This is a genomic window from Bradyrhizobium sp. 76, from assembly GCF_023073025.1.
Lineage (GTDB): Bacteria > Pseudomonadota > Alphaproteobacteria > Rhizobiales > Xanthobacteraceae > Bradyrhizobium.
The window spans coordinates 896918-922447 of record NZ_JADPIS010000149.1 but is presented as its reverse complement, the minus strand read 5'-3'; the positions used below and the strand labels follow the sequence as shown (position 1 = coordinate 922447).

Here is a 25530-nt window from a genome sequence, read left to right as displayed (position 1 = left end):
ATATGTCCAAGCAGTTGAAGCCCAAAGCAAAAGACGATTTTTTCGGCGGCGATGAGCCGAAGCCCCGCGCCGCCAAGGCGACCCCGCGCGCAGGCGGTGCCGAGGCCGACTACACCGCAGCCGACATCGAGGTGCTCGAAGGCCTGGAACCGGTGCGCCGCCGGCCCGGCATGTATATCGGCGGCACCGACGAGAAGGCGCTGCATCACCTCTTCGCCGAAGTCATCGACAACTCAATGGACGAGGCGCTCGCGGGGCATGCGACCTTCATCGGAGTCGAGTTGAGCGCGGACGGCTTTTTGACCGTCACGGACAACGGCCGCGGCATCCCGATCGATCCGCATCCAAAATTTCCGAAGAAGTCGGCGCTCGAAGTCATCATGTGCACGCTGCACTCGGGCGGCAAGTTCGACTCCAAGGTCTACGAGACCTCGGGCGGCCTGCACGGCGTCGGCATCTCCGTGGTGAACGCCCTCTCCTCGCTGCTCGAGGTCGAGGTCGCGCGCAGCCAGAAACTCTACCGCATGACGTTCGAGCGCGGGCACCCGAAGGGCAAGCTCGAGGATCTCGGCAAGATCAACAACCGCCGCGGAACCCGCGTGCGCTTCAAGCCGGACACCGACATCTTCGGTGCAAAGGCAGCGTTCAAGCCGCAGCGCCTGTTCAAGATGACGCGTTCGAAGGCGTATCTGTTCGGCGGCGTCGAGATCCGCTGGAATTGCGCGCCTGAACTGCTCAAGGGCGTCGACGACGTGCCGGCCGAAGCGACGTTCCACTTCCCCGGTGGCCTCAAGGATTATCTGGCGGCGGCGATTCACGCCGACACGCTGGTGCATCCCGACATCTTCTCCGGCAAGTCGGGCCGCAACGGCGCGCATGGCGCCTGCGAATGGGCGGTGGCTTGGACCGCGGATGCCGACGGCTTCCTGTCGTCCTACACCAACACCGTGCCGACGCCCGATGGCGGTACGCATGAATCCGGCCTGCGCAGCGCGCTGCTGCGAGGTCTCAAGGATCACGCCGAGCGCGTCGGCCAAGGCAAGCGCGCGTCGTCCATTACGTCTGAAGACGTGATGGTCGGTGCAGCCGTGATGCTCTCGGTATTCGTGCGCGAGCCCGAATTCCAGGGCCAGACCAAGGATCGCCTTGCCACCGCCGAAGCGCAGCGCATCGTCGAACAGGCGATGAAGGATCCGTTCGACCATTGGCTGTCGGGCAATCCGAACCAGGCCAACAGGCTGCTCGACTTCGTGGTCGATCGCGCCGAGGAGCGGTTGCGCCGCCGGCAAGAGAAGGAGACCGCGCGCAAGACCGCCGGCAAAAAGCTGCGCCTGCCGGGGAAGCTCGCCGATTGCAGCGATGCCGGTTTGGACGGTTCGGAACTCTTCATCGTCGAGGGAGACTCGGCCGGCGGCAGCGCCAAGCAGGCGCGCGACCGCAAGACCCAGGCCGTGCTGCCGCTGCGCGGCAAGATCCTCAACGTCGCCTCCGCCGGCAAGGACAAGCTGACGGCGAACACGCAGCTCGCCGACCTCGTGCAGGCGATCGGCTGCGGGATGCTCGCGCAGTATCGCGAGGAGGATCTGCGCTATCAGCGCATCATCATCATGACCGACGCCGATGTCGACGGTGCCCATATCGCTTCGCTGCTGATCACCTTCTTCTACCGGCAGATGCCGCGGCTGATCGACGAAGGCCATCTCTTCCTGGCCGTGCCGCCGCTCTACAAGCTGACCAACGGCACGAAGTCGGTCTACGCCCGCGATGACGCGCACAAGGCAGCGTTGATCAAGAGCGAGTTCAACGCCAACGCCAAGGTCGAGGTCAATCGCTTCAAAGGCCTCGGCGAAATGATGCCGGCGCAGCTCAAGGAAACCACCATGGATCCGGCCAAGCGGACCATGCTGAAAGTGGTTCTGCTCGCCGACGACCGCGACACCACGGCGGATTCGGTGGAGCGGCTGATGGGCACCAAGGCCGAAGCGCGCTTCGCGTTCATCTCGGACAAGGCCGAATTCGCCAATGACGATTTGCTGGACGTCTGATCCGCAGGCGCTGCCCGGTCGCATCCCATCAAGAGCCCCGCATGAAGCCCGGGGCTCTTTTGTTTTTGGGGACGACAACCGCCATTTCCCGACGATCCTGCCCGCCGATCCTGCCAACGGTCCGCCACGGCTTTGGTGATTCCCTGCCTCGTCGCACTGCGACTCGGCCAACGACTCACCCAGCCGGGCTGATGCAGGATTGCCTCCATTTCGGACAAAGCCGGATTTACTAACGAGAAGTTACCAAAATACAAATCGCAAAATTCGACCTACTGAGTTGATAATACAAGACTATTTCGAATTTCCACGATGGTGCTCAGAATCCCTGCCGTGCGGCGTTTCCCGGCGACTGTGCCTGCTCTGCAACAGCATTTCGGAGAGAAGCAGGTATAGTCCGGGACATCAGATCACACGGACTTCAGTGCGCTCGCGCCTTCCAGACAGACCAAAGCTTGGGGATTTTAAGATGAAGAAGATTTTGCTCGCACTGACCGCGGTTGCCGCGATGACCGGTTCGGCCTCGGCCGCTGACCTTGGCGCCCGTCCCTACGTGAAGGCGCCGATGGCGGCCCCCGTCGCCAACTGGACCGGCTTCTACATCTTCGGCGGCGCCGGCGGCGGCCTCTCGGCCTCTGACCAGCGCGTGCAGACCACGGTTGGCGCAGTTCCCCTGACGATCGATCAGCGCCAGGGTGGCTCGGGCTGGTTCGGCACCGTCGGTCTCGGCTACGACTGGCAGTTCAGCGGCACCTGGGTCGCCGGCGTGTTCGCTGACGGTCAGTTCGGCAGCATCCGTGCTACCATTCAGGACCCGATCGCTGGCATCACTGGCAACCAGAAGCTGGAAGATTCCTGGGCCGCTGGTGTCCGCCTCGGCTGGCTGGTCGCTCCGAACGTTCTCTCCTACGTCAACGGCGGTTACTCGGGCGCTCACTTCGGCCAGACCAACTTCATGACCCTGGCCGGCGTGCCCGCCGGTATCCATCTCAACAGCTACAACCGCAATGGCTGGTTCATCGGCGGCGGCGTCGAGAACAACCTGAACATCTTCGGCATCCAGTCGCCCGGCTGGTTCATGAAGACCGAATATCGCTCGGCCTTCTACAACGCCAAGACCCAGAACGAACTGTTCGATGCTGGCAACGTCCCCGTCGGCCGCGACATCCGCGCCAACAGCTGGAACCAGACGATTTCGACCTCGCTGGTCTACCGCTTCAACTGGACCGGTCCGGTCGTCGCGAAGTACTGATCCGAACGCAAGTTCAGACGTCAAAGCCCCGGCATCGTCCGGGGCTTTTTCGTTGTACGGTGCTTCAGCGGACCTTGCGTATGGACATGCATCCGCCCTGCGGCCTGCATCAGCGGCCATTGTATCCGAACCACGGCTACGGCTAGTCTCCCGGCAAGTTTTCGGGCCGCGGCAGTGGTCAGCCGCGTCACGACAGAAGCGGACCTATGGGGACGAATGCATGCGCAGATTTCTGCTTGTAGCAGGCCTGTTTGCCCTTGCCGTCGGGCTGCTCTGGATCGGACAGGGCACGGGCACCGTCGCGTGGCCGCGATCGAGCTTCATGGTCAACCAGTTGCAATGGGCCGGCTATGGCGCAGCCATGGCAGGCTTTGGGCTGGTGCTGATCTGGCAGAGTAACCAATAGAAGAAACCAGGGAATAGCAGCATGACATCCAGTCGGTTCGATCTCCGCGGCAAGGTCGCGATCGTCACGGGAGGCAATGGCGGCATCGGGCTCGGCATGGCCCGCGGCCTCGCCGATGCCGGCGCCAACATCGCCGTGGTCGGACGCAACGAAACCAAATCGGCCGCCGCCGTGGCCGATCTCAGTCAACGCGGTGTGAAGGCGATCAGTGTTGCCACCGACGTCACCGACAAGGCGGCCATCGCCGCGATGGTCGAGCGTGTCGTCGGGGATCTCGGCCGCATCGACATCCTCATCAACAATGCCGGCATGAGCATCCGCAAGCCGCCGCACGAGCTCGAGCTCGACGAATGGAATACGGTGATCAACACCAACCTCACCAGCGCCTTCCTGTGCTCGAAGCTGGCCTATCCGGCGCTGAAGGCGTCCGGCAACGGCAAGGTGATCAACATCGGCTCGATGATGTCGATCTTCGGCGCGAGCTTCGCAACGGCCTATGCGGCGAGCAAGGGCGGTATCGTTCAGTACACGCGCGCCTGCGCCAATGCGTGGGCGCCCGACAACATCCAGGTCAATGCCATCCTTCCCGGCTGGATCGACACCGACCTGACCCGCGGTGCGCGGCAGCAGGTATCGGGATTGCACGAGCGGGTGCTGGCACGCACGCCGGCGGGGCGGTGGGGCGACATCGACGACTTCGCCGGCATCACGGTGTTCCTTGCCTCGTCCGCGTCTAACTTCGTCACCGGCACCGCGATCCCCGTCGATGGCGGGTTCTCGGTGATGGCGTAGGCCGTACGCCAGAAACCTGCACACAAAAAAGAAGCCCCGGACAATGCCGGGGCTTTTGAATTTGGGCAGTGATCGTCTTTTATGGTTGCTTGGTCGTTCGTTGACCCACTCAGTAGCGGGCGATCACAGGCGCGTCGAACTTGTAGCTGGCGCGCACGACGGCCCACTGGAGGTCGCGCGGCTTGGCATCGAAGCTGTAATTGCCCGAGGTGCCGCCGAGCTGATAGGTCTGGCTACCGAAAGCTGCGTAATTGTATTCGAGGCCGACGATCCAGTTGCGGGTGATGCCGTATTCCCAGCCGGCACCGACGGTCCAGCCGTTGGCCCAATGGGTCTGACCGCCAGAACCGGTGGCCGGACCGACCGTATCGGTAACCGACAGACGGTTGTTCACGCCGGCATAGCCGCCCTTGATGTAGAACAGGTTGTTCTGCACGGCGAAGCCCGCGCGACCGACGACGGTGGCAAGCACATTGGCGCGCCAGGAGAACACGTCGTCACCCGCGCCGAACGCGGTGTTCAAGAACGAGCCCTTGTTGTCGAGGCCCGAGATCGTGCCTTCCATACCGAACACGTAGTTGTTGGCCTGCCAATTGTAGCCGATCTGGGCGCCGCCCAGGATGCCGGAGTTGCGCTGACGGTAGCCCTGCCCCGGGGTCAGATCGCCGAACGGCGCGCCGGTCCCGTTGTTGATGAACTGCTCGTTGGTCCATGCTCCGCCGATGTGACCGCCGACATAAAAGCCGGTCCAGTTGAACAGCGGCTCCGCATAGGCGGGCGCCTTCGTGTAGCGCGCACCGAGATCGGCGGCGGAAGCGGCGCCGGTCGAAACCAGAGCGGTCGTGCAGGCGAAGGCGGCAATCAACTTGTTACGCATGGTACACCCCGTGTCCTTTGATGGGTGCACGCTCACACGCAGTTCTTACTCAAATTTGAATCAAGACAGTTAAGACGCCGGATTGGCAAGCAGCGCGCCTTCAATCCATCTGAACTGTTGTACGCAGGCAACGCGCTGAGCGCGATTTAACGCCGCGTTATCCCTACCGAGTCCTTGCGCTACCGTGCCGGCGCAGCCTTCGACTGCACGTGCTCGGGCCGGACGCCGAGCGCGAGCAGACGCGCCGGAATGCCCTGGAGCCACGGCAGCGCGGTGATGAGGCGCACGATCAGCGGCACTTTCAGCGGCCGGTCGCCGCCCTGCAAGGCGCCGCTGATGATGTTGTTCTGCACGATCATCTGCATTCGCTGCGTCATCTTCACCGGGAATTCGCGGCGACGGCGCACGGCATCGAGTTCGTTCTCCGACGGGCAGCCGTTTTGCAGCTTGTCCGCCAGCAAATTTGCGGTCGCGACCGCATCCTGCACGGCGAGATTGACGCCGACGCCGCCGACCGGCGACATCGCATGTGCGGCGTCGCCGATGAGAAGCAAGCCGGGCCGCGTCCAGCGCGGCAGGCGGTTGATCGCGACGGTGAGCAGCTTGAAATCGTCGAACCTCTTCACATCGGCAATGCCGCTCTTCAGGATCGGCGCCATGCGAACGACGTCGTCGAGCAGCGCCTGCAATCCCCTCGCCTTCACCGCGTCGTATTGCCCCTTGGCGATGACATAGGCGCATTGCCAGTAGTCGCCGCGGTCGAAGGTGATCATCATCTTGCCGGGCTCGACGCGCGCGAACACGTTCTCGGTCTCGTTCTCCTTGCGGCCGACGCGGAACCAGAGCACGTCCATTGGCGCGCCGATCTCCTCTACCTCGAGGCCGGAACGCTGGCGCACGGTCGAATGCCGGCCGTCACAGGCGATGGTGAGATCGGCTTCGATGTCCACGATGCCGTCCGGCGTATTCGCCCGCACGCCGGCGATGGTCTCGCCGCGGCGGATCAGATCGACCGCTTCCGTGTTCATCATCACCTTCAGCGAGGCGAAGCGCCGGCCGGCCTCGCGCAGGAAGTTCAGGAAATCCCATTGAGGCATGAAGGCGATGAAGGGGTACTTGGTGCGGAGGCGGCTGAGATCGGCGATGCGAACGGGGGTACCGCCGAACAGGCCGTCCATCTTTTGCAAGCGCTGATGCGGCAACTTCAGGAATCCGTCGATCAGGCCGAGCTCGTCCATCACCTGGAGCGTCGAGGGATGCACGGTGTCGCCGCGGAAGTCGCGGAAGAAATCCGCATGCTTCTCCAGCACCACGACATCGATGCCGGCGCGCCCCAGAAGATAGCCGAGCATCATGCCCGCCGGTCCGCCGCCGACGATGCAACACCGCACTTTCAGCGAGGCGCCCTGGAGATTCTGCGACGTATCGGGTTTCACGGCCGGGTTCTCATTTAGGGTCAAGGTTTCTGTGCAGTGCAGCAAGCAAGATTCATTTGCCGCGATTGTGAATGGCCGTTAGCCTTTACGCCAATTCCGACTCATTCAGGAAATTGCAGTGCAGACAATCCTCATACTGCTCGGCGTCTGGATCCTGATCAACGTGCTTTTCGTCTTGATCATGATCGCACCGCGCAGGCCGCCGCTTGCGCCGGTGCGCATCGAACGGAACGGCTATCCGTACGAGGAGTAGGAGAAGCTCAAGAGCTTCATCAGGAAGCGCCGCGGGTAACAAGAAGCGCGCGCGACGCCTTCGGCCGCCTCATCAATTGTTGCTGCGGTTCGCGCTGCGGAAGCTCTTGATCTCCGACACGCTGCCGTCGCGATAGGTCAGCTCCACCGAGATGAACTGCGTTGCCGGCGCGAGCTTCATGTAGAGCGGCATGCCGGCGCTGATCGCGCTGGGATCGCGCATGTCGCAGCCCGGCATCTTCAACACCTGGTTCGGAACGGCGGTGTCGATGCCGATGCGCACCTCGCGGATGGCGCAGCGGTAAGACACGAGGTGCGTGTAGTAGACCAGCAGCCCGTTGAACTCGCGGAATGACAGCCAGCTCGTCGCGGTCATGTCGAGGATCTTGCGCTGGTCGCGGATCAGCGCGGCTTCGGGATCGAACCTGATCGGGAACGGCCCCTGCATGTCACCGGACTGGTCGACATAGCGGACCTCAATGGTGCCGGCCTGCGCGTCCGGCGGCAATTCGATCGACGGGTTCGGCATTCTCTTGCGCGTGCGCGGGTCGAGCGTATCGATGAAGCCGGTTTCGCGGAAATCGCCATTGCCGGCCATGCGCCAGGAAACGCCAAGCGTCGGATCGGCAAAGGAGAACACCACGCTCCAGCCGCCATTGTGGCGCGAGAAGCTCGCGATCGGCGCGTTGGTGGTCTCCTCCTTCGGCACGCGCGGCACCGACACTGGCGGCAGCGCCGCGAGCTTCTGCGCCGGCGGATCGGCCGGGCGCGCGGCGACATCCTTGGCGATGCCGCTCAGGAAGACGTCGTCGACCATCTGATCAAAATAGACCGGCACCTGCCTGTGCTTGACGGTGTCGGCCATCTCACTGACGAGACGGCGCGTACGTTGCGCCACCTGCACCAGGTTCTCGCCGGGCTGGAGCAGCTCTTTGGCGAAGGTGCGCGTGAACACCGAATTGGGATTGGCGTCGTCGTTGGAGAGGCGGTCGAGCGCGGTCTGGCGCGGGCCCGCGGAGAAGACCGAGAACACGCCTTCGGGCAGCTGCACCATCGGGGCAAGCCCGCCACCGCCGGAGACGGCGCGGGTACCCTTGCGCTCGAACGGGTTGTTGCGGCAGGCGTCGAACACCAGGATCGAGGTTCGCGCCTTCTTGTTCTGGAGGCGCTCGACGATGCGATCGGCCAGGATGGAGGCGTCACGCACCAGCTCTTCCTGCCCTTCCGTCGCTGCCGGCACGTCCGTCGGCAGCAGGTAATTCTGGCCTGCGATCTCGAAGCCGTGGCCGGCATAGAAGAAGAACGCGGTGTCGCCGGGCTCGATCGTCCGATCGAACGCAAGCAGCGTCTCCGAAAATTGCTGCCGGCTCTGGTTTTCGGCGAGCATCACCGAGAATCCGAGCTGCTTCAGCGTATCGCCCATGGTGCGGGCGTCGTTGACCGCCTTGAGCAGCTTCGGAACGTTCCTATAGTCGTTGTTGCCGACCACGAGCGCGACGCGCTTCTCGGCACAGGCGGGAAGCGCGAAACCGCTGAGGCCGGCCGCGAGGCCAAGCGCTGCCAGTACTCTGAGAAGCCGACGTGTCATCGAAAATCCCTCAAGAACGGCCCACGCCGGTTCCTTCGAACAGCGGTTCATGGGAACCGCATCGTTGATGTGATAGTCGGCCCAGCCATAGCGCTGGTTCAACAGCCCTGAGGACTCAGGTCTGTCGTCTAGCCTATGGTAGATGCCACCGGAATTTGCTTTTTCTCGGTCAATTCTTGTGGGCAATTCCGCTGGAAGCGAGGGGACGCCGTGTATCGCTGGTGCACCGACGAGGTCGAGCCGCACGACCGCTTCGACTTTTGGCGCGAGGTGCGCGCCAAGGGCCTGTTCGGCGTCACCGTCGAACTCGAGCGCGAACGCCGCGCGGACTTCTTCGGCGAATTCTCGCTGTGTCAGCTTGGCGGAGCCGGCCTCGTCGAGCTGAAGGCTTCGCATTACACGGTCGAGCGCAGCATGACCGACATCGCTGACGCGCCGGGCGACAGCCTCTGCGTCTATCAGCAACTCGGCAGCGGCGCCTGGTTCGGCGGCATGCGCGGCAGCGACTTCACGATCGCCAACGGCAGCTTCGCCACCAGCCATACCGACCAGCCCTATCGCGCCGCGCCGCTGGGCGCGGGAGGCTTCCACCTGCGGATCCTGAAGATTCCCGTGAGCGGTCTCTCCACGCAGGACAAGCGGATGCGCGAGCTTGCGCCCCGGACGTTCGTCGATCCCAGCCTGGCGCCCCTGCTCGACGCCTGCTTTGCCGACCTCGGTACGGTTGCCGCGGGTGATGACGGCGCCGCCGATGCCGCCCCCCTCGTCCAGGCTTTAGCCCATCTGGCACTGATCGAGCGCGGCATCCTGCGGCCCGGCAGCCGCCTCGGGCAGGCCGCGCTGCGGACCGCCCGGCTCTCGTTGGCACGACGCCTGATCGCGCGTCACCTGCAAGACCCGGATATGGCGCCGACGATGGTGGCCGACCTTCTCGGCGTGTCGGTCCGTCACCTGCACATGCTGTTCGAAAGCGCGGCCAAGAGTTTTTCGCAAACCGTGACGGACGAACGCCTGAACCAGAGCCGCCGCCTGATGCGCGAAGCCCCGGACCGGCTGATCGCCGACATCGCGACCGCCTGCGGCTTCGACAGCCTCGCGACCTATTACAGGGTCTTCAACGCCGCCTATGGGATGGCCCCCGGCGACTTCCGCGCCCAGGGTCCGGAAGTGCGTTAGCCGACGTTTGGACAGCTCCGGCCGACCGCTGGATTGGGCGGAAAACCGCAGCCTCGCCCGCTATTTGAGCGAAAACCTCAGGTTTTTTAGGGCCTTCCCGCGGCTGCTCCATTGACTTTGGCCGATTCCCCCCTATGTTCCGGGTCGACGCGGCTCGGTATCGAAGAGCGATTCCTGAGCTTGGCGCTTTGTTCGCGTGAGTCAGCACCCCCAGCTTCTTTGAGAGCGCGCCGTTTTGGGGTGGAACGCGACAGCCTTATTACCCTCGAATCCGAACGGCGGTTTCGACCAGAGGCTCAATGTCTTTTACCCATCTCGGACTATCCGAAAAAGTCCTCGCCGCAGTGGCGGCCACCGGTTACACCACCCCCACCCCCATTCAGGAACAGGCGATCCCTCACGTCCTTGCTCGCAAGGACGTTCTCGGCATCGCCCAGACCGGCACCGGCAAGACCGCCGCCTTCGTGCTGCCGATGCTCACCATTCTCGAAAAGGGCCGCGCCCGGGCGCGCATGCCGCGCACGCTGATCCTTGAGCCGACCCGCGAACTCGCGGCGCAGGTGAAGGAAAACTTCGACCGCTACGGCGTGGGCCAGAAACTCAACGTCGCCCTCCTGATCGGCGGTGTTTCCTTCGGCGACCAGGATGCCAAGCTGACGCGCGGTGTCGATGTGCTGATCGCCACTCCCGGCCGCCTGCTCGACCACACGGAGCGCGGCGGCCTGCTGCTCACCGGCGTCGAGCTGCTCGTCATCGACGAAGCCGACCGCATGCTGGACATGGGCTTCATTCCCGACATCGAGCGCGTCTGCAAGCTCGTCCCGTTCACGCGGCAGACCCTGTTCTTCACCGCGACCATGCCGCCGGAGATCCGGCGCATCACCGAAACCTTTTTGCACAATCCGCAGAAGATCGAGGTATCGAAGCCCGCCACCACCGCTGTCACGGTTACGCAGTGTCAGGTCCCGGCCGGGCGCGAGGCGCACGAGAAGCGCGAGCTGCTTCGCCGACTGCTCCGCGAGGCCAAGGATCTCCAGAACGCGATCATCTTCTGCAATCGCAAGCGCGATGTCGCCGTCGTTCATAAATCGCTGCAAAAGCACGGCTTCAGCGTCGGCGCGTTGCACGGCGACATGGATCAGTCGGCCCGCACGGCGGCGCTCGAACAGTTCCGCAAGGGCGAGCTGCCGCTGCTGGTCGCATCCGACGTCGCCGCCCGCGGCCTCGACATCCCCGAGGTCAGCCACGTCTTCAATTTCGACGTTCCCCACCATCCCGACGACTATGTCCACCGCGTCGGCCGCACCGGTCGCGCAGGCCGGTCCGGCATGGCGATCTCGCTCGTCACGCCGCCCGACCAGAAGTCGATGGTGGCGATCGAGAAGCTGATCGGACAGAGCATTCCGCGCGCCGAAGGCGATTTCGAAGTCCGCACCGATGCTTCCGATGCGAGCGAGCGTCCGCGCGAGCAGCGCGGCCGTGAACGTTCACGCGGCGGACGCGGCAAGCCGCAACGCGGTCGCGAGCGCAGCCAGGAGCCGCGCGAAGCGCGTGGCGAGGCACAGCCTTCAGCCGAAGCACGGTCCGCTCCCGAAGCAAGGCCCGCTTCCGAAGCAAGGCCCGCGCGCGAGGCAAGGCCTCCGCGTGAAGCCAGATCTTCGCGTGAAGGCAGACCTTCGCGTGAAGCCAGACCTTCGCGTGAAGCCAGGCCTCCGCGCGAAGCCAAGCCATCATCCGAGCCGCGTGACGGTGCGCGCGAGCAGGCCAATCCGTCGCATGTGCCGTCGATCGGCCGTCCCGAGCCGCGCCGCCAACGCGAGGCCGACAGCGAGCCGGGCGACCACTCGCATCTGCCGGCCTTTCTGCTGCGTCCGGTTCGCTCCCCAGCCGGCGCCTGAAGCCCGATGCGCGCCCGGCTTTGGTTGAAATAAAGCTTGCGCGCACTTTTCTGGACGTATTCGTGGACGTATATTTACGGGGCGTTCACGATCGTCCGTTAGCCTACGAACATAATTTAAGTATTGCTGCGGTCGACGGCACGCCGATCGCTGTGGGGTATGTTCCGTGGTCAAGGTGCTCGACGAACACGAACGCACGATGGCGTTCGCCGAGGTAGCGCTCGGTCAGATCCGATCGCTACGACAGACCGCAATTCCCCGCAATTACGAGATCTGGTTCGTCTACGCCACCGGCTACAATGCCCCGCTCAACAAGATTATCAACGAGACACTGGCGCGGAGCGGCACGCTGACCGAAGCCGATCTCGATCAGATCTACGAGACCTACCTCTCCCACATCAAGACCACCGACCGCATCGACAAGGTCGGCGCGCGCGTCATCGGCGAGATCGACGACGTGATGAAGGTACTCGGTGACGCGCTCGGGATGACCGGCTCCTACGATGCCAGCCTGTCGGGCGCGACCGAAAAGCTCTCATCGGCCAAGAGCCGCGAGCAGATCAAGTCGATCGTCGAGACGCTGCTGCATTCGACCAGCGAGATGCGCGAGACCAACAAGGCGCTGGAAGACCGGCTGACGCTGTCGAAGAGCGAGATCAGCAACCTCCAGCAGAGCCTGGAGGCGATCCGCGCCGAGAGCCTGACCGATCCGCTGACGGGGCTCGGCAACCGCAAATATTTCGATCGCATGATCGACATGGCCGTGCAAGGCGCGCTCGCCTCCGGCGATCCGCTGTCGCTGCTGCTGGTCGACATCGATCATTTCAAGTCGTTCAACGATTCCTACGGCCATCTCACCGGCGACCAGGTGCTGCGGCTGGTCGGCCTGTCGCTGAAGCAGACCATCAAGGGCCAGGACATCACCGCGCGCTATGGCGGCGAGGAATTCGCGGTCGTGCTGCCCAACACCGCGCTGCGCCAGGCCCTCACAGTGGCCGATCACATCCGCCGCGCGGTGATGGCCAAGGAATTGAAAAAGAAGTCCACCGGCGAAATCCTCGGCCGCGTCACCATCTCCATCGGCGTCTCCATGCTGAAGCAGGGCGACGACACCGATGCGCTGATCGAACGCGCGGATGCCTGCCTGTACGCCGCCAAACGCAACGGCCGCAACCGCGTGATCTGCGAGGCCGATCCGGAATTCGCGGTCGAGACGCACAACCGGGTGGCGTGAGGCAGAAGCTGCGCACCGCTAGCTGCGCTTGACATTCTGGCCTGACGAACGACATCTCCCTCGCCGTCTCGAGGCGTCCGACTGCGAGCATCCGGAGGACTTGTCGTCTTGCCCAACCCGCATGATTTTCACACGCCGCAACCGTCCTACACCAGGGACGACCTGCTGAGATCGAGCGAGGGCAGCTATTTCGGCCCCGGCAACGCGCAATTGCCGGCGCCGCCAATGCTGATGATGGACCGCATCACGGAGATCAGCCTGGACGGCGGCGAGTTCGGCAAGGGCCACATCGTCGGCGAGCTCGACATCGCGCCAGGCCATTGGTTCTTCGATTGCCACTTTCGCGGCGATGCCATGATGCCGGCGTCTCTGGGACTGGATGCCATGTGGCAGATGATCGGCTATTGGCTCGGTTGGTCGGGCTCAGCGGGCAAGGGCCGCGCGATCGGCGTCGGCGAGGTGGAGTTCACGGGCTCCATCACACCGGACACACGATGCGTGCGCTACGAGGTCGTCATGCGCCAGGTGAGGCGCGGCAGGCTGGTCCTGGGATTTGCCGACGGCCGCGTGCTAGCTGACGGTGTCTGCGTTTACATCGCCAAAGACATGAGGGTTGGCCTGACAAAGGCCCTGGACTGAGCTTAACCCAGTCGCCTGGCCCGCTTCCCAACCGCTTTTTTTTGCTCGCCTTCTTCCGCCCTTTCGCAGACTTGGCGGCCTTCTTCGCCGCCTTCTTGACCTTGGGCCGCTTCTTCACCTTGGCGCGCTGGGCGGCGGCGAGAGCCGCCTTCGTCCATTGCGCAAGCTCCTCGGAATCGTCGAACAGGCGGGCCGGCAGCTCCCAATAGGAGTTCACCAGCACCGTCTTGGCGCGGGTCGAGTATTGGAATGGCTTCGAGCCTTCCGCTTCAAAGTCCGGGATGGTCATCTCGTCGGCGCGAAAGAACAAGCCGGCACGCAGGGACAGCGCGAAATTGATGCCGTCGGCGGAGATGCCGTAGCCGGAAAACATTTTTCGGATGGCGACGGGGCCGAAATCGGTGAACAGGTCGATCAGGAATTCGCGGTCCATGGCAGGCTTCCCGGGGCGAGCAGCCCAGCGTTCATACCACCGCCGTCATTACGAGCGAAGCGAAGCAATCCAGATTGTCGCCGCAGAGACAGTCTGGATTGCTTCGTCGCAAGTGCTCCTCGCAACGAAGGAAAAACTACCCGTCGATCTGCGCCGGGCGCAGTTCGACCGACTCACCGCAGCCGCAAGCGGATATCTGGTTGGGGTTGTTGAAGACGAACTGGGCCTGCATCTTGTCGGCCTTGTAGTCCATCTCGGTGCCGAGCAGGAACAGCACAGCCTTGGGATCGACCAGGATCTTGACGCCCTTGTCCTCGACGACCTCGTCGGTCGGGCGGACATCGTGGGCGTATTCGACGGTGTAGGACTGGCCGGCACAGCCGCCGTTCTTGACGCCGACGCGCAGGCCCACGATCTCGGAATCGGCCCGCTGGGTCAGCTCGTTGATGCGCTGGGCAGCAGCGTCCGTCAGCCGCATCACCTGCGGGCGCGGCCGCCGCGGCTTCGGAGTGGATGCTGGTGTTGAACCCGACGATATCTGTGTCATGTCAGTGATGTGGTCCGTTGCCGAGCGAATTCAATGCCAAGGATCTAACGAGTATCTAAAGCCAGAGGGTTACGCGTCACCACATGTTGAGCACGAGGCGGGCCTCGTCGCTCATGCGTTCCGGCGTCCAGGCTGGCTCCCAGACCACCTTGACGTCGACCACGCCGACGCCGGGGACGCTGGCGACCGCGTTCTCGACCATCGTCGGCAACTCGCCGGCGGCCGGACAATTCGGCGTCGTCAGGGTCATTTTCACGTCGACGGAACGATCGTCCTTGATCTCGACCTTGTAGATCAGGCCGAGCTCGTAGATATCGGCCGGGATTTCCGGGTCGAACACGGTCTTGAGCCCGGCGATGATCTCGGTGGTCAAACGCTCGGTCTCCTCAGGCGGCAGTGCCGACTGGGTTTCCATCGGATTGGCTTTGATTTCGGCCGTGTCACTCATGCGAACAAATCCCGCGCCTTCAACAGCGCCTGTGCCAGATGATCGACTTCTTCCCGCGTATTATACATGCCGAACGACGCTCGGCATGTGGCTGTGACGTTGAACCGCTCTAAAAGCGGCATCACGCAATGGGTGCCGGCGCGCACCGCGATGCCCTGGCGGTCGATCACGGTGGCGACGTCATGGGCGTGGGCGCCTTTGAGCTCAAAAGAGATCACCGGGCCCTTGCCCCGTGCCGTGCCGATCAGCCGCAGCGAATTGATCTCGCGCAGCTTGTCCTGGGCGTAGGTGACGAGATCGTGCTCGTGCGCGGCGATACGCTCCTTGCCGATCGAATTGACGTAGTCGATGGCGGCGCCAAGCCCGACGGCCTCGACGATCGCCGGCGTGCCGGCCTCGAATTTGTGCGGGGGATCGCCATAGGTGACGATGTCGCGCGAGACTTCGCGAATCATCTCGCCGCCGCCGTTAAACGGACGCATCGCGACGAGGTGGTCGTACTTGGCCCAGAGCACGCCGATGCCGGTCGGACCGTAAACCTTGTGGCCGGTGAAGACGTAGAAGTCGCAGCCGAGGTCCTGGACATCGACGGGCAGATGCACGGCGCCCTGGCTGCCGTCGACCAGCACGGGGATGCCGCGGGCGTGAGCGATCTTCACGACGTCCTTGACCGGAACGATGGTGCCGAGCGCATTCGACATCTGCGTGATCGCGACCAGCTTGGTCTTCGATGTCAGGAGCTTCTCGAATTCCTCGATGAGAAAATTGCCCTCGTCGTCGACCGGCGCCCATTTGATCACGGCACCATGGCGTTCCCTGAGGAAATGCCAGGGAACGATGTTGGAGTGGTGCTCCATGATCGAGATGACGATCTCGTCGCCTTCTTTGATGTTCGGTTCACCCCAGGACGAGGCGACGAGGTTGATTGCCTCGGTCGCATTGCGGGTGAAGATCACTTCCTCGGTCCGGGCAGCGTTGATGAACTGCGCCACCTTGGTGCGGCCGCCCTCATAGGCTTCGGTCGCGGCGTTGGCGAGATAATGCAGGCCGCGGTGCACGTTGGCGTATTCGGAGGTGTAGGCCTGCGTCATGCGATCGAGCACGGCGCTCGGCTTCTGCGCAGAAGCCGCGTTATCGAGATAGACCAGCGGCTTGCCGTAGATCTGCATGGCCAGCGCCGGAAAATCCTGGCGCACGCGCGCGACGTCGTAAGAGCCGTTCTTGACTGCCGGATGCGTGCTCATTGGCGCCGCTCCAGCCAGCGCTCGGCAATGCCGATCACGTGCTCGCGCAGATCATCGTCGGCGATCTGCTCGATCGCCTCGCCGACGAAAGCCTGGATCAGCAGCGCCTGGGCCTGCTTCTCCGGCAGACCGCGCGCCTTCAGATAGAACAGGAGGCTGTCGTCGAGCGCACCGGCGGTGGCGCCGTGACCGCAGGAGACGTCGTCAGCAAAGATCTCGAGCTCGGGCTTGTTGTCGGCTTCCGCCTCGTCCGAGAGCAGCAACGCACGGATCATCATCTTGCCGTCGGTCTTCTGTGCATCGGGACGAACGATGATGCGGCCCTGGAACACCGAATGGGCGCGATCGTCGATCACGGCACGGAAAACTTCGCGGCTCACACAATTCGGCACGGCGTGGTCGACCACCAGCGTCGTGTCGCCATGCTCGGTCTTCTGCAACAGGTTCACGCCGTTGACGGAGAGCTCGCTGCCCTCACCCGCCAGCGTGATGAAACCCTGCAGGCGGCTGACCGCAGCACCGGTCGTCATGTTGAAGAAATTGAGCTTCGTGTTCGCACCGATCGCGACGAACTGCGAGGTGATGTTCACCGCATCCGGCGAATCATCCAACAGGCGGATATGCGCGACGTCGGCGTTGTCGCCGACCGAGAGGATGACGGCATCGCTGACCTGGTAAGCCTTGGCGCCGGCCGCGACGAAGCTTTCGATGATGGTGGCACGAGCGCCCTTCCCGACCGCGACCTGCGAGCGGGTGAACGTCGACGCGGAAGAGGTGATCGCGATGTGGATGATCTGGATCGGCGCGGAGAGCTGCACGCCGTCGGCGATATCAAGAACGACACCGTCGGTCGCCATAGCCGCGTTCAGCGCGATCACCGCATCGGTGGCCGCGGTCTTCAACAGACCGGAATCCTTCTCCAGCGTCTCCCGCAAGGTCTTAACGCTCACCTCGGAGGCCAGCGCCTTGACGTCCGAGAGATCGGGAGCGAACACGCCGTCCACCAGCACCAGCTTGCGGGCGCCCGCGATCGCGTGCGCTTTCACGGCGTTCGCGGCGCGCTTCAACGCAGCCGCATCGGGCGCAGCCGCAAGCGGCAGCACCTCGCCGACCAGCGCGCGCAGATCGGTGTATTTCCATTCCTCGATCCGGCGGTGCGGCAGGCCCAGACGCTCATAGGTCTCGAACGCCTCGCGCCGCACGGCGATCACGGAAGGCGAACCCGGCAGACGGCCTTCGGCGCTGGCGAACAGATCGCTCACCGCGCGGCCGTTTCCGGTCTTTGCCACAGCAACGTTCATCGCAAAATTCCTTACGCGTCCTCGTACTGGGCGTAGCCGGACGACTCCAGCTCCAGCGCCAGGTCCTTGGCACCGCTCTTCACGACACGGCCCTTCGACATCACGTGCACGACGTCAGGCACGATGTAGTTGAGCAGCCGCTGATAGTGGGTGATGACGACCATCGCGCGCTTGGGCGAATGCAGCGCGTTGACGCCGTCGGCTGCGATGCGCAGCGCGTCGATGTCGAGGCCGGAATCCATCTCGTCGAGGATGCACAGGCTCGGCTCGAACAGCGCCATCTGCAGCACCTCGTTGCGCTTCTTCTCGCCGCCGGAGAAGCCGACATTGACGCCGCGCTTGAGCATGTCCTGCGGGATGTTCAACGACTTCGAGACGTCGCGGACTTTCTTCAAAAAGTCTGGCGTCGAATATTCGCTCTCGCCGCGCGCCTTGCGCTGCGCGTTCAGCGCGGTGCGCAGGAAATTCATGGTGGAGACGCCGGGAATTTCGACCGGATACTGAAACGCCAGGAACACGCCCTTGGCCGCGCGCTCGTTCGGGGCCATCGCGAGCAGGTCTTCGCCCTTGAACAGGATCTCGCCGTCGGTGACCTCGTAACCGGGCTTGCCGGCGATGACGTGGGACAGGGTCGACTTGCCGGAGCCGTTCGGCCCCATGATCGCGTGGATCTCGCCCTCGTTCACGGTCAGCGTCAGCCCATGGAGGATCTCACGCTCCTCGACACGAACCTTGAGGTCTTTCACTTCGAGCAAAGCCATCTTGGTGTCCAGTTTATTCAAATGATGCATGGGGCGCGCGATGCGCGCCGCGAGGGTCGGCGTTAGCCGACCGATCCTTCGAGCGAGATCGAGATCAGCTTCTGCGCTTCCACCGCGAACTCCATCGGCAGTTGCTGCAGCACGTCCTTGACGAAGCCGTTGACGACGAGGCCGACCGCCTCCTCCTGCGTGAGGCCGCGCTGGATGCAGTAGAACAGCACGTCCTCGGAGATCTTGGACGTGGTGGCCTCGTGCTCGAACGTCGCCGACGAGTTCTTGGCTTCGATGTAGGGCACGGTGTGCGCGCCGCATTTGTCGCCGATCAATAGCGAATCGCAGGCGGTGAAGTTGCGCGCGCCGGTCGCCTTGCGATGCGCCGTGACGAGCCCGCGATAGGTGTTCTGCGACTTGCCGGCGGCGATGCCCTTGGAGATGATGCGGCTCGACGTGTTCTTGCCGAGATGGATCATCTTGGTGCCCGAGTCGACCTGCTGATAGCCGTTCGAGATCGCGATCGAGTAGAATTCACCACGCGAATTGTCGCCGCGCAGGATGCAGCTCGGATACTTCCAGGTGATCGCCGAACCGGTCTCGACCTGGGTCCAGGAGATCTTGGAATTGTTGCCGCGGCAGTCACCCCGCTTGGTGACGAAATTGTAGATGCCGCCCTTGCCTTCCGAATTGCCCGGGTACCAGTTCTGAACCGTCGAATATTTGATCTCGGCGTCGTCGTGCGTGACGAGCTCGACCACGGCCGCGTGCAGCTGGTTCTCGTCGCGCTGCGGCGCGGTGCAGCCCTCGAGATAGGAGACGTAGGAGCCCTTGTCGGCGATGATCAGCGTGCGCTCGAACTGGCCGGTGTTGCGTTCGTTGATGCGGAAATAGGTGGACAGCTCCATCGGGCAGCGCACGCCCGGCGGCACGTAGACGAACGAGCCGTCCGAAAACACCGCCGAGTTCAGCGTCGCATAGAAATTGTCCGAGGTCGGCACCACGGATCCCAGATATTTCTGCACCAGCTCGGGATGCTCGCGGATCGCCTCTGAGATCGGCATGAAGATCACGCCGGCCTTCTTCAGCTCGGCCTTGAAGGTGGTCGCAACCGAGACAGAATCGAACACGGCGTCGACCGCGATCTTGCGCCTGTTGGGGTCTTCCTCGCCGGGCTTCGGCTCGACGCCTTCGAGCATGGCGACTTCCCGCAAGGGAATGCCAAGCTTCTCGTAGGTCTTCAGAATCTCGGGATCGATCTCGTCGAGCGAGGTGATCGTCTTCTTCGGCTTGGGAGCCGAATAGTAATAGAGGTCCTGGAAGTCGATCTTAGGATAGTCGACGCGGGCCCACGTCGGCTCGGTCATGGTCAGCCAGCGCCGATAGGCTTCGAGCCGCCACTGGAGCATCCAGGCGGGTTCGTTCTTCTTCTCGGAGATGAACTTGACGGTCTCTTCCGACAGCCCCTTGGGGGCCTTGTCGGACTCGATCAGGGTCTCAAATCCATAACGATACTGATCGACGTCGATGCGCTTCACGCGCTCGACCGTCTCTTGCACGGCTGGCATTCTATCCTCCGCTCGCGGTTTCAAGGACCGCGGTGGATCATCAAACTCGGACGACTATTACGATGTTTCTTGGCGGGACGCACGCGCTTAGAACCGTTCAAGCCGTGTTTCATCGCTTATCCCTTAAGTAGGGTATTACCGAGCTTTCGCCAAGCCTCTAACGCCCTGTTGATGTCATCCGGCTCCGTGGACCAGCCCAGACTTAGACGCACCGCTCCCTGCGCGACGGTGGGATCATACCCCATCGCCGACAGCACGTGGGACGGCTGCACCTTGCCCGAGGAACAGGCAGAGCCCGAGGACACGGCGACGCCCTCGAGGTCGAAGCCAATCACCGCGGTCTCGGCTTTCAAGCCGGGAGCCGTGAAAAGAACGGTATTTGGCAACCGCTTGACGTCGTCTGAGAAGACCGTGGCGCCGGCCATGGAGCGAATGCCATTTTCCAAGCGATCTCTGAGGGTTGCCATGCGCTCCGCATCTTCCGGCAAAGCCTGAAGGGCAACCCGCACGGATGCCCCGAAGCCGGCAATGCCGGCGACATTCTCGGTTCCGGCGCGCCGGTTCAGCTCCTGCCCGCCGCCCCGCAGCACCGGCGCAAGTCCGGCCACGCCGTCGGCCACGACCAGCGCGCCGACCCCCTTGGGGCCGCCGATCTTGTGCGCAGAAAAGGTCGCAAGGTCCGCGCCGATCACCTTGATATCAAAAGGGATTTTTCCAAGCGCCTGGATTGCATCGACGTGCAGGAGGCCGCCGGCCCCGTGAACGATTCCCGCGACGTCAGTGACCGGCTGCAGCGCGCCCGTCTCATTATTGGCGGCCATGACGGAGACCAACGCCGGCGGGCCCTCGCTGAGCAGCGCCTTCAAATGATCGAGGTCGATCACGCCGGAGCGCGTGACCTTGATCTGACCGATCTCATCTGCCGGGAACCGGCCGCCTGCCAGCACCGAAGCATGCTCGACGGCCGAGACCAGAAGCCGCTCCACAGGCCTGCCAGACGGCCCTCGCAGGCCCGGCGACAGCGCCAGCGCGTTGGCCTCGGTTCCCGCGGAGGTGAAGACGACGTTCCGCGGCAGCGCGCCTACGGCTGCGGCGAGGGCGGCGCGAGCGTCCTCGACCAGCCGCCGCGCCTGTCGCCCCTCGGCATGAACCGAGGACGGATTGCCGATCAGCTCGTAGGCGGCCAGCATCGCTGCGCGCGCCTCGGCGCGCAGCGGCGTGGTCGCATTCCAGTCGAGATAGACGCGGCTCGGCATGGCGCCCTCTTAGCATCTTTTACCCTCGCGCCAATCGGCAGCCGCCGCACATCAGGCCGGCTGTTGCTGCGCAATTCCGGCCGAGGATCGGACCTCTGTCCGGAGGCCAAACAGTGGCCGTAGCCAGGCGATCCGACGCGCGATCTCGTAGGCGACGAGGCAAGTGAGCGCGGTGCCTGATATTACGATGGCGGCTTCGCTTCCGGCTGATAGCCCGCTGCTCTGCAATGCGTGCGCGATCATGATGATCGCGGTCTGATGCACGATGTAATAGGGAAAGATCGCATCGGTCAGATAGCGGCGCACGGGGCCGTCGGCCGTCAGGTGGCGTCGCGCAAAGCCGAGCACCACCGCCATCGCCAGCCATTGGTAGCAGCCATAGGCCGAGCTCGCGAACCATCTCAGCATCGGCGATGGCTCGACCAGGCCGGCACGAAGCAGAATGAACAGGACGAACAGGCTTGCGGCAACTGCGAGCGCAATCCAGCGCTGCCGTTCGATATCGCGCCAGATACCGCCCTCTTTCGCCAGCAGGAAGCCAATCAGGAACGCGGTCGCATGGTCCGCATGGTTGTACCAGTCGCCGAACAGCGCGTGCGTCGACGGGAAGGCCGGAAACAGGAGCAAGCGCCAGGCCGCGAACAAAAGGCACGGCAGGACCAGCAGCCCGGGTCCGGTGAGGAGGACAGCCAGTCTCGGGCCGAGCCGATCGGCCAGCATGGGCCGCAGCCAGAGCACGCCGGCCAGCGCGACGGTGTAGACCCATAGATAGACTACGAACCAGAGATGGTTCCAGGTCGGCAGCACGATACAGGGGTTCGGGCAGAATTGCGCTCCGAACGCCAGATAGTGCCGGACGTAAAAATCGGCGAAGCCGGCGGGGTAACCGAGGCTCTCAACGATCTGGAGGTAGGACTGCGGCGGCACGATCACGAACATGCCAAAGATCAGTGGGATCAGGAGTCGTGCCGAGCGCGTGCGGACGAAGGCACCGAGGTTGTACTTGCCCAGCATGAAACGGGTGGCGACGCCGGAAACCAGAAACAACAGCGACAGCCGCCAGGGATTGATGACCAGCATCAGGGGCTCGAGCCAAGTCAGCCGGTGCTCGCTCTTGATGTGAAACCCCCAGGACACGTAGAGCATGCCGACGTGGTAGAAGATCAAGAGCCCGAACGCTAAAATCCGCACCCAATCCAGATCGATGCGTCGTTCCGAAGTCGAAATTTGTTGCGGTGTTGACATGGTTCTCTGCTCCTCGGCGGGACGGCAAACACGGGTTTTGGGCCATGGCTGACGGCCAAAATGCCCCCGAAACGGAGCGTGTCGAGACGGTTTGGGATCAGGACCGGGCGCGAGGGGACGAGGCGTCGGGGTCCGGGACGAGCGGTTGGCCCGGCGGGATCAGTGGCGACGGGACGATGTTCGCCGCGATCGCCGCCGTCTCGCTCGCCATCGGGATCGTCAATGCGCTCTCCGGCGCGCAGGACGCCGCCTGGCGTGGCGACAGCTATGACATTGGCCGGCGACTGTTCTGGGAGCTGTCGAGCATCATCGTCATCTTGCTGCTGGTGCCGATCCTGGTGCTGGCCGTCCGGCGCATGCGCCAGACACGGCCGCTGGCAATTCGGATCGGAATCGCCGCGGTCGCCTTGCTTGGCTTCTCGGCCCTCCACATCACCGGAATGGTAGCGGTCCGGAAATTCCTGCTCTGGCTCGCGGGAAGTGCCTACGACTTCCATTTCTCGTTGGCGGCGGTCCTGTACGAGTTCCGCAAGGATGCCGTGACCGCTTTGCTGCTCGGAGCAACGCTCTGGCTGCTCGAAAGCCGGCGCGAGCTGCGGAAGGCCGTGCGGGCGGCGATGCCCATCCCGGCCGTTCCATTGGAGCAGTCGTCCCCCGATCTGATCTGGCTCCGGGACGGCACCAGCCGCATTCGCGTCGTGCCGCGCGACATCCTGTGGGTCGCCTCTGCCGGCAATTACATCGAATACAACCTCGCCAGCGGCACCCAGCACCTGATCCGCGGCACGTTGGCCGCGACCGAAAGCGAGCTCGCCCGCTTCGCCATCGTGCGCGTGCACCGGACCAGGCTCGCCAATCTCGACCGGGTGAGCGCCGTGGACTTCAAGCCGTCAGGGGATTTCGAGCTCACATTCGACAATGGGCAGACGCTTGGGGGCAGCCGCCGCTATCGGCCCGCGGTCGCCTCCCTGGGAGATCGCACCGAGCCGGTGTGAATCGCCACCGGCGATCGCCCGACAAACGATAAACAATCGTGATTCCAATTGGTTGTTGCCACACCACCGATCCTGGCCGTCACCTGGTTGGGTCCCGGCAGCCGTCGGCACGACACTGGCATGACCGGGTAAGCTCTTGAGCTCATTGGGCGATGTTCAAGATGCTTGCTTTTTGACCCTCGCCTCATGTTAGAACGCGCGCGTCAGTTCGCCGCGCGCCGCTCGCGCATCATCCGAGGGCGCCGCTCCACCCTTCCATTCGCGGCTTGATCGGCCCAGCAGCCGACGAAGTCCGCACAATCGGTTGATTGTTGAAGAGCGTCTTCAAGGGATCAATCAAGAGATCATCATGCCTGAAGTTATTTTCACCGGCCCCGCCGGCCGTCTCGAAGGCCGCTACCATCCGGCCAAGCAGAAGAACGCGCCGATCGCGATGGTCCTGCACCCGCATCCGCAGTTCCACGGCACGATGAATCACCAGATCATCTACCAGTGCTACTATGCGTTCGCGCATCGTGGCTTCTCGGTGCTGCGATTCAATTTCCGCGGCGTCGGCCGCAGCCAAGGCTCGTTCGACCACGGCACCGGCGAATTGTCGGACGCGGCCGCGGCGCTCGACTGGGCGCAGACCATCAATCCCGAAGCGCGCGCCTGCTGGGTTGCCGGCTTCTCCTTCGGCGCCTGGATCGGCATGCAGCTGCTGATGCGCCGTCCGGAGGTCGAGGGTTTCATCTCGATCGCGCCGCCCGCCAACCTCTACGACTTCTCGTTCCTCGCGCCCTGCCCGTCCTCTGGGCTCATCGTGCATGGCGAGAAGGACGCGGTGGTGCCGCCCAAGGACGTCAACACGCTGGTCGAGAAGCTGAAGACGCAGAAGGGCATCGTGATCGACCAGCAGGTCATCCCCGGCGCCAATCATTTCTTCGACGCCAAGCTCGAGCCGCTGATGGAAACCATCACGGCCTATCTCGACATGCGCCTCGCCAACGTGCGCTAAGGCCTCGTCGCTGAGCCTTGTAGCCCGGATGGAGCGAAGCGAAATCCGGGAAGCTCCATCTGCTGAGACAAGGCCCCGGATTGCGCTTCGCTCCATCCGGGCTACCAAACTAAAGCTCGGTTTTAAGCCAGCTTGAGCGCGACGATTCCCATCAAGACGAGCGCGATGCCCGCTAGTTTCATCGCACTCAAGGTCTCGCCGAACAGCACGACGCCCATGACGAAGGTGCCGGCGGCGCCGATGCCGGTCCACACCGAACAGGCGACGCCGACCTCGAGCACCTTCAAGGCACGCCCGAGCAGGACAACGAAGGTTGCGAGCAGCACGAGCGAGACGATGCTCCAGCCAGCGCGCGTATAGCCCTCCGCATATTTCATGGAGATCGCCCAGCAAACATCGAGTGCGCCAGCGATCACCAGCATCAGCCAGGCCATGGATTGCGACATCGGCGTGGGCTCAGGCCGCAAGCTTGAGCAGATGCGCGTCGTGACGCACGAGGAAGGCGCGCAACAATTGCGGATAATCCGCGCCCACCGCAGTACGGACGCTCGGACGCTTTGCCAACTCGGCGCGCCACGCGCGCACCTTCGGCAGATCCTTGAAGATGCCGAGTTCGGTCACTTCATCGAACACATCGAAATAGCGGAAGACGGGCGCGAACACCGCATCGACAAGACTGAACGCATCGCTGGCAAAGAATGGGCCTGCGCTGAGCGCGGCCTCGACACGCGCGAACTTCGCCACGAGTGCCTGGCGCTTACTCTCAAACGTCGCCGGGTCGGTCGTGGTCTCCAGCCCCCAGAGATCGCCGAGAATCGCCGAGCCGAACTCCATCCAGGCGCGATGCTCGGCACGCTCGAGCGCATCAGTCGGATGCAGTTTTCGGCCGCCTTGCGTCTCCTCGATGTACTCGCAGATCACGTTGCTCTCAAACAGCGCGACCTCGCCCTTCTCGCTCGTCACGACCAGCACCGGCACCTTGCCGAGCGGCGATAGTTTGAGAAACCAGTCCGGCTTGTTGGCGAGATCGATGTCGACCCGCTCGAACGGGACGCCCTTCTCGTTGAGCGCGATCACGGCGCGCTGCACGTATGGACAAAGCTTATGGCTGATCAGTTTGAGTGAAGCGGTCATGGCAAAGATCCCGGCGGT

The 25530-nt window shown here is 63.5% G+C and carries 24 protein-coding genes and 1 pseudogene; 11 read left to right on the top strand and 14 right to left on the bottom strand.

Going from position 1 to position 25530, the window contains the following annotated elements; all coding sequences use genetic code 11:
* Window positions 1–2: 2 nt before the first annotated feature.
* From parE to IVB48_RS39930, 4 genes are all read left to right on the top strand, one after another.
* Window positions 3–2045 carry a DNA topoisomerase IV subunit B gene (gene parE, locus IVB48_RS39945; RefSeq protein WP_027569873.1) on the top strand — a complete coding sequence of 681 codons (2043 nt, stop codon included), beginning with the start codon at window positions 3–5 and terminating at the stop codon, window positions 2043–2045.
* A gap of 466 nt (window positions 2046–2511) precedes the next feature.
* Entirely contained in the window at window positions 2512–3294 is a 783-nt protein-coding gene (locus tag IVB48_RS39940; protein WP_247408674.1) for an outer membrane beta-barrel protein, read from the top strand.
* Between the two features lie 220 nt (window positions 3295–3514).
* A complete protein-coding gene (locus IVB48_RS39935; RefSeq protein WP_007591540.1) occupies window positions 3515–3700 on the top strand; it encodes a hypothetical protein in 186 nt (61 codons plus the stop codon).
* A 21-nt stretch (window positions 3701–3721) separates the two neighbouring features.
* Window positions 3722–4492, top strand: coding sequence for a glucose 1-dehydrogenase (locus tag IVB48_RS39930; RefSeq protein WP_027569871.1), 771 nt, complete (start codon window positions 3722–3724; stop codon window positions 4490–4492).
* A 109-nt stretch (window positions 4493–4601) separates the two neighbouring features.
* On the opposite strand, the gene IVB48_RS39925 is transcribed toward IVB48_RS39930, so the two are convergent.
* Window positions 4602–5369, bottom strand: coding sequence for an outer membrane beta-barrel protein (locus IVB48_RS39925; protein WP_027569870.1), 768 nt, complete (start codon window positions 5367–5369; stop codon window positions 4602–4604).
* A gap of 179 nt (window positions 5370–5548) precedes the next feature.
* A complete protein-coding gene (locus IVB48_RS39920) occupies window positions 5549–6805 on the bottom strand; it encodes an FAD-dependent oxidoreductase (protein ID WP_247408672.1) in 1257 nt (418 codons plus the stop codon).
* 118 nt (window positions 6806–6923) lie between these two features.
* Between IVB48_RS39920 and IVB48_RS41250 the strand changes: the two genes are divergently transcribed.
* Window positions 6924–7058: a hypothetical protein gene (locus IVB48_RS41250; RefSeq protein WP_256379190.1), complete on the top strand. Its 135-nt coding sequence runs from the start codon at window positions 6924–6926 to the stop codon at window positions 7056–7058.
* A gap of 72 nt (window positions 7059–7130) precedes the next feature.
* On the opposite strand, the gene IVB48_RS39915 is transcribed toward IVB48_RS41250, so the two are convergent.
* Window positions 7131–8645: a caspase family protein gene (locus IVB48_RS39915; protein WP_247408671.1), complete on the bottom strand. Its 1515-nt coding sequence runs from the start codon at window positions 8643–8645 to the stop codon at window positions 7131–7133.
* 210 nt (window positions 8646–8855) lie between these two features.
* Between IVB48_RS39915 and IVB48_RS39910 the strand changes: the two genes are divergently transcribed.
* From IVB48_RS39910 to fabA, 4 genes are all read left to right on the top strand, one after another.
* Window positions 8856–9821 (top strand): AraC family transcriptional regulator, encoded by a 966-nt coding sequence (locus IVB48_RS39910; protein WP_247408669.1) that lies wholly within the window; start codon window positions 8856–8858, stop codon window positions 9819–9821.
* A gap of 299 nt (window positions 9822–10120) precedes the next feature.
* The gene (locus tag IVB48_RS39905) at window positions 10121–11719 is read left to right on the top strand and encodes a DEAD/DEAH box helicase (protein WP_247286198.1); all 1599 of its coding nucleotides are present in this window, start codon (window positions 10121–10123) and stop codon (window positions 11717–11719) included.
* Between the two features lie 166 nt (window positions 11720–11885).
* Complete coding sequence (locus IVB48_RS39900) at window positions 11886–12953, top strand: GGDEF domain-containing protein (RefSeq protein ID WP_247286200.1); 1068 nt, start codon at window positions 11886–11888, stop codon at window positions 12951–12953.
* Between the two features lie 108 nt (window positions 12954–13061).
* Window positions 13062–13592 carry a bifunctional 3-hydroxydecanoyl-ACP dehydratase/trans-2-decenoyl-ACP isomerase gene (gene fabA / locus IVB48_RS39895; protein WP_247408667.1) on the top strand — a complete coding sequence of 177 codons (531 nt, stop codon included), beginning with the start codon at window positions 13062–13064 and terminating at the stop codon, window positions 13590–13592.
* Between the two features lie 70 nt (window positions 13593–13662).
* Here the strand turns inward: fabA and IVB48_RS39890 are convergent.
* The 9 genes and pseudogenes from IVB48_RS39890 to IVB48_RS39850 form a co-directional block, all read right to left on the bottom strand.
* Window positions 13663–14025: pseudogene (locus IVB48_RS39890) on the bottom strand (TfoX/Sxy family protein); the annotation flags it as partial.
* 136 nt (window positions 14026–14161) lie between these two features.
* A complete protein-coding gene (locus IVB48_RS39885) occupies window positions 14162–14572 on the bottom strand; it encodes an iron-sulfur cluster assembly accessory protein (protein ID WP_081747958.1) in 411 nt (136 codons plus the stop codon).
* 76 nt (window positions 14573–14648) lie between these two features.
* Window positions 14649–15020 carry an SUF system Fe-S cluster assembly protein gene (locus tag IVB48_RS39880; protein WP_027569862.1) on the bottom strand — a complete coding sequence of 124 codons (372 nt, stop codon included), beginning with the start codon at window positions 15018–15020 and terminating at the stop codon, window positions 14649–14651.
* Window positions 15017–16264, bottom strand: a complete 1248-nt coding sequence (locus IVB48_RS39875; RefSeq protein ID WP_247408656.1) for a cysteine desulfurase — start codon at window positions 16262–16264, stop codon at window positions 15017–15019. Before IVB48_RS39875 ends, IVB48_RS39880 begins: the two co-directional genes overlap by 4 nt.
* Complete coding sequence (gene sufD, locus IVB48_RS39870; protein WP_247408654.1) at window positions 16261–17565, bottom strand: Fe-S cluster assembly protein SufD; 1305 nt, start codon at window positions 17563–17565, stop codon at window positions 16261–16263. The genes IVB48_RS39875 and sufD overlap by 4 nt, the downstream gene beginning before the upstream one ends.
* A gap of 11 nt (window positions 17566–17576) precedes the next feature.
* On the bottom strand, window positions 17577–18326 hold the full coding sequence (gene sufC / locus IVB48_RS39865; RefSeq protein ID WP_027569859.1) for a Fe-S cluster assembly ATPase SufC: 750 nt from the start codon (window positions 18324–18326) through the stop codon (window positions 17577–17579).
* A 62-nt stretch (window positions 18327–18388) separates the two neighbouring features.
* Window positions 18389–19885 (bottom strand): Fe-S cluster assembly protein SufB, encoded by a 1497-nt coding sequence (gene sufB, locus IVB48_RS39860; RefSeq protein WP_027569858.1) that lies wholly within the window; start codon window positions 19883–19885, stop codon window positions 18389–18391.
* A 116-nt stretch (window positions 19886–20001) separates the two neighbouring features.
* The gene (locus IVB48_RS39855) at window positions 20002–21141 is read right to left on the bottom strand and encodes a cysteine desulfurase family protein (RefSeq protein ID WP_247286210.1); all 1140 of its coding nucleotides are present in this window, start codon (window positions 21139–21141) and stop codon (window positions 20002–20004) included.
* A gap of 51 nt (window positions 21142–21192) precedes the next feature.
* On the bottom strand, window positions 21193–22386 hold the full coding sequence (locus IVB48_RS39850; protein WP_247286211.1) for an acyltransferase family protein: 1194 nt from the start codon (window positions 22384–22386) through the stop codon (window positions 21193–21195).
* A 176-nt stretch (window positions 22387–22562) separates the two neighbouring features.
* Here IVB48_RS39850 and IVB48_RS39845 point away from each other — a divergent pair, with 176 nt between their 5' ends.
* Complete coding sequence (locus tag IVB48_RS39845) at window positions 22563–23381, top strand: LytTR family DNA-binding domain-containing protein (RefSeq protein ID WP_247408651.1); 819 nt, start codon at window positions 22563–22565, stop codon at window positions 23379–23381.
* Window positions 23382–23730: 349 nt separating this feature from the next.
* Window positions 23731–24378, top strand: a complete 648-nt coding sequence (locus tag IVB48_RS39840) for an alpha/beta hydrolase (RefSeq protein WP_007591562.1) — start codon at window positions 23731–23733, stop codon at window positions 24376–24378.
* 122 nt (window positions 24379–24500) lie between these two features.
* On the opposite strand, the gene IVB48_RS39835 is transcribed toward IVB48_RS39840, so the two are convergent.
* Window positions 24501–24824 carry a multidrug efflux SMR transporter gene (locus tag IVB48_RS39835; RefSeq protein WP_247408649.1) on the bottom strand — a complete coding sequence of 108 codons (324 nt, stop codon included), beginning with the start codon at window positions 24822–24824 and terminating at the stop codon, window positions 24501–24503.
* A gap of 10 nt (window positions 24825–24834) precedes the next feature.
* On the bottom strand, window positions 24835–25512 hold the full coding sequence (locus IVB48_RS39830; protein WP_247408647.1) for a glutathione S-transferase family protein: 678 nt from the start codon (window positions 25510–25512) through the stop codon (window positions 24835–24837).
* Window positions 25513–25530: the final 18 nt, after the last annotated feature.

Coding starts and splice junctions, on each gene's coding strand:
- parE (WP_027569873.1), top strand. CDS start 3: ATGTCCAAGCAGTTGAAGCCCAAAGCAAAAGACGATTTTTTCGGCGGC.
- IVB48_RS39940 (WP_247408674.1), top strand. CDS start 2,512: ATGAAGAAGATTTTGCTCGCACTGACCGCGGTTGCCGCGATGACCGGT.
- IVB48_RS39935 (WP_007591540.1), top strand. CDS start 3,515: ATGCGCAGATTTCTGCTTGTAGCAGGCCTGTTTGCCCTTGCCGTCGGG.
- IVB48_RS39930 (WP_027569871.1), top strand. CDS start 3,722: ATGACATCCAGTCGGTTCGATCTCCGCGGCAAGGTCGCGATCGTCACG.
- IVB48_RS39925 (WP_027569870.1), bottom strand. CDS start 5,369: ATGCGTAACAAGTTGATTGCCGCCTTCGCCTGCACGACCGCTCTGGTT.
- IVB48_RS39915 (WP_247408671.1), bottom strand. CDS start 8,645: ATGACACGTCGGCTTCTCAGAGTACTGGCAGCGCTTGGCCTCGCGGCC.
- IVB48_RS39905 (WP_247286198.1), top strand. CDS start 10,121: ATGTCTTTTACCCATCTCGGACTATCCGAAAAAGTCCTCGCCGCAGTG.
- IVB48_RS39885 (WP_081747958.1), bottom strand. CDS start 14,572: ATGACACAGATATCGTCGGGTTCAACACCAGCATCCACTCCGAAGCCG.
- IVB48_RS39880 (WP_027569862.1), bottom strand. CDS start 15,020: ATGAGTGACACGGCCGAAATCAAAGCCAATCCGATGGAAACCCAGTCG.
- IVB48_RS39875 (WP_247408656.1), bottom strand. CDS start 16,264: ATGAGCACGCATCCGGCAGTCAAGAACGGCTCTTACGACGTCGCGCGC.
- sufD (WP_247408654.1), bottom strand. CDS start 17,565: ATGAACGTTGCTGTGGCAAAGACCGGAAACGGCCGCGCGGTGAGCGAT.
- sufC (WP_027569859.1), bottom strand. CDS start 18,326: ATGGCTTTGCTCGAAGTGAAAGACCTCAAGGTTCGTGTCGAGGAGCGT.
- sufB (WP_027569858.1), bottom strand. CDS start 19,885: ATGCCAGCCGTGCAAGAGACGGTCGAGCGCGTGAAGCGCATCGACGTC.
- IVB48_RS39855 (WP_247286210.1), bottom strand. CDS start 21,141: ATGCCGAGCCGCGTCTATCTCGACTGGAATGCGACCACGCCGCTGCGC.
- IVB48_RS39850 (WP_247286211.1), bottom strand. CDS start 22,386: ATGTCAACACCGCAACAAATTTCGACTTCGGAACGACGCATCGATCTG.
- IVB48_RS39845 (WP_247408651.1), top strand. CDS start 22,563: ATGTTCGCCGCGATCGCCGCCGTCTCGCTCGCCATCGGGATCGTCAAT.
- IVB48_RS39840 (WP_007591562.1), top strand. CDS start 23,731: ATGCCTGAAGTTATTTTCACCGGCCCCGCCGGCCGTCTCGAAGGCCGC.
- IVB48_RS39835 (WP_247408649.1), bottom strand. CDS start 24,824: ATGTCGCAATCCATGGCCTGGCTGATGCTGGTGATCGCTGGCGCACTC.
- IVB48_RS39830 (WP_247408647.1), bottom strand. CDS start 25,512: ATGACCGCTTCACTCAAACTGATCAGCCATAAGCTTTGTCCATACGTG.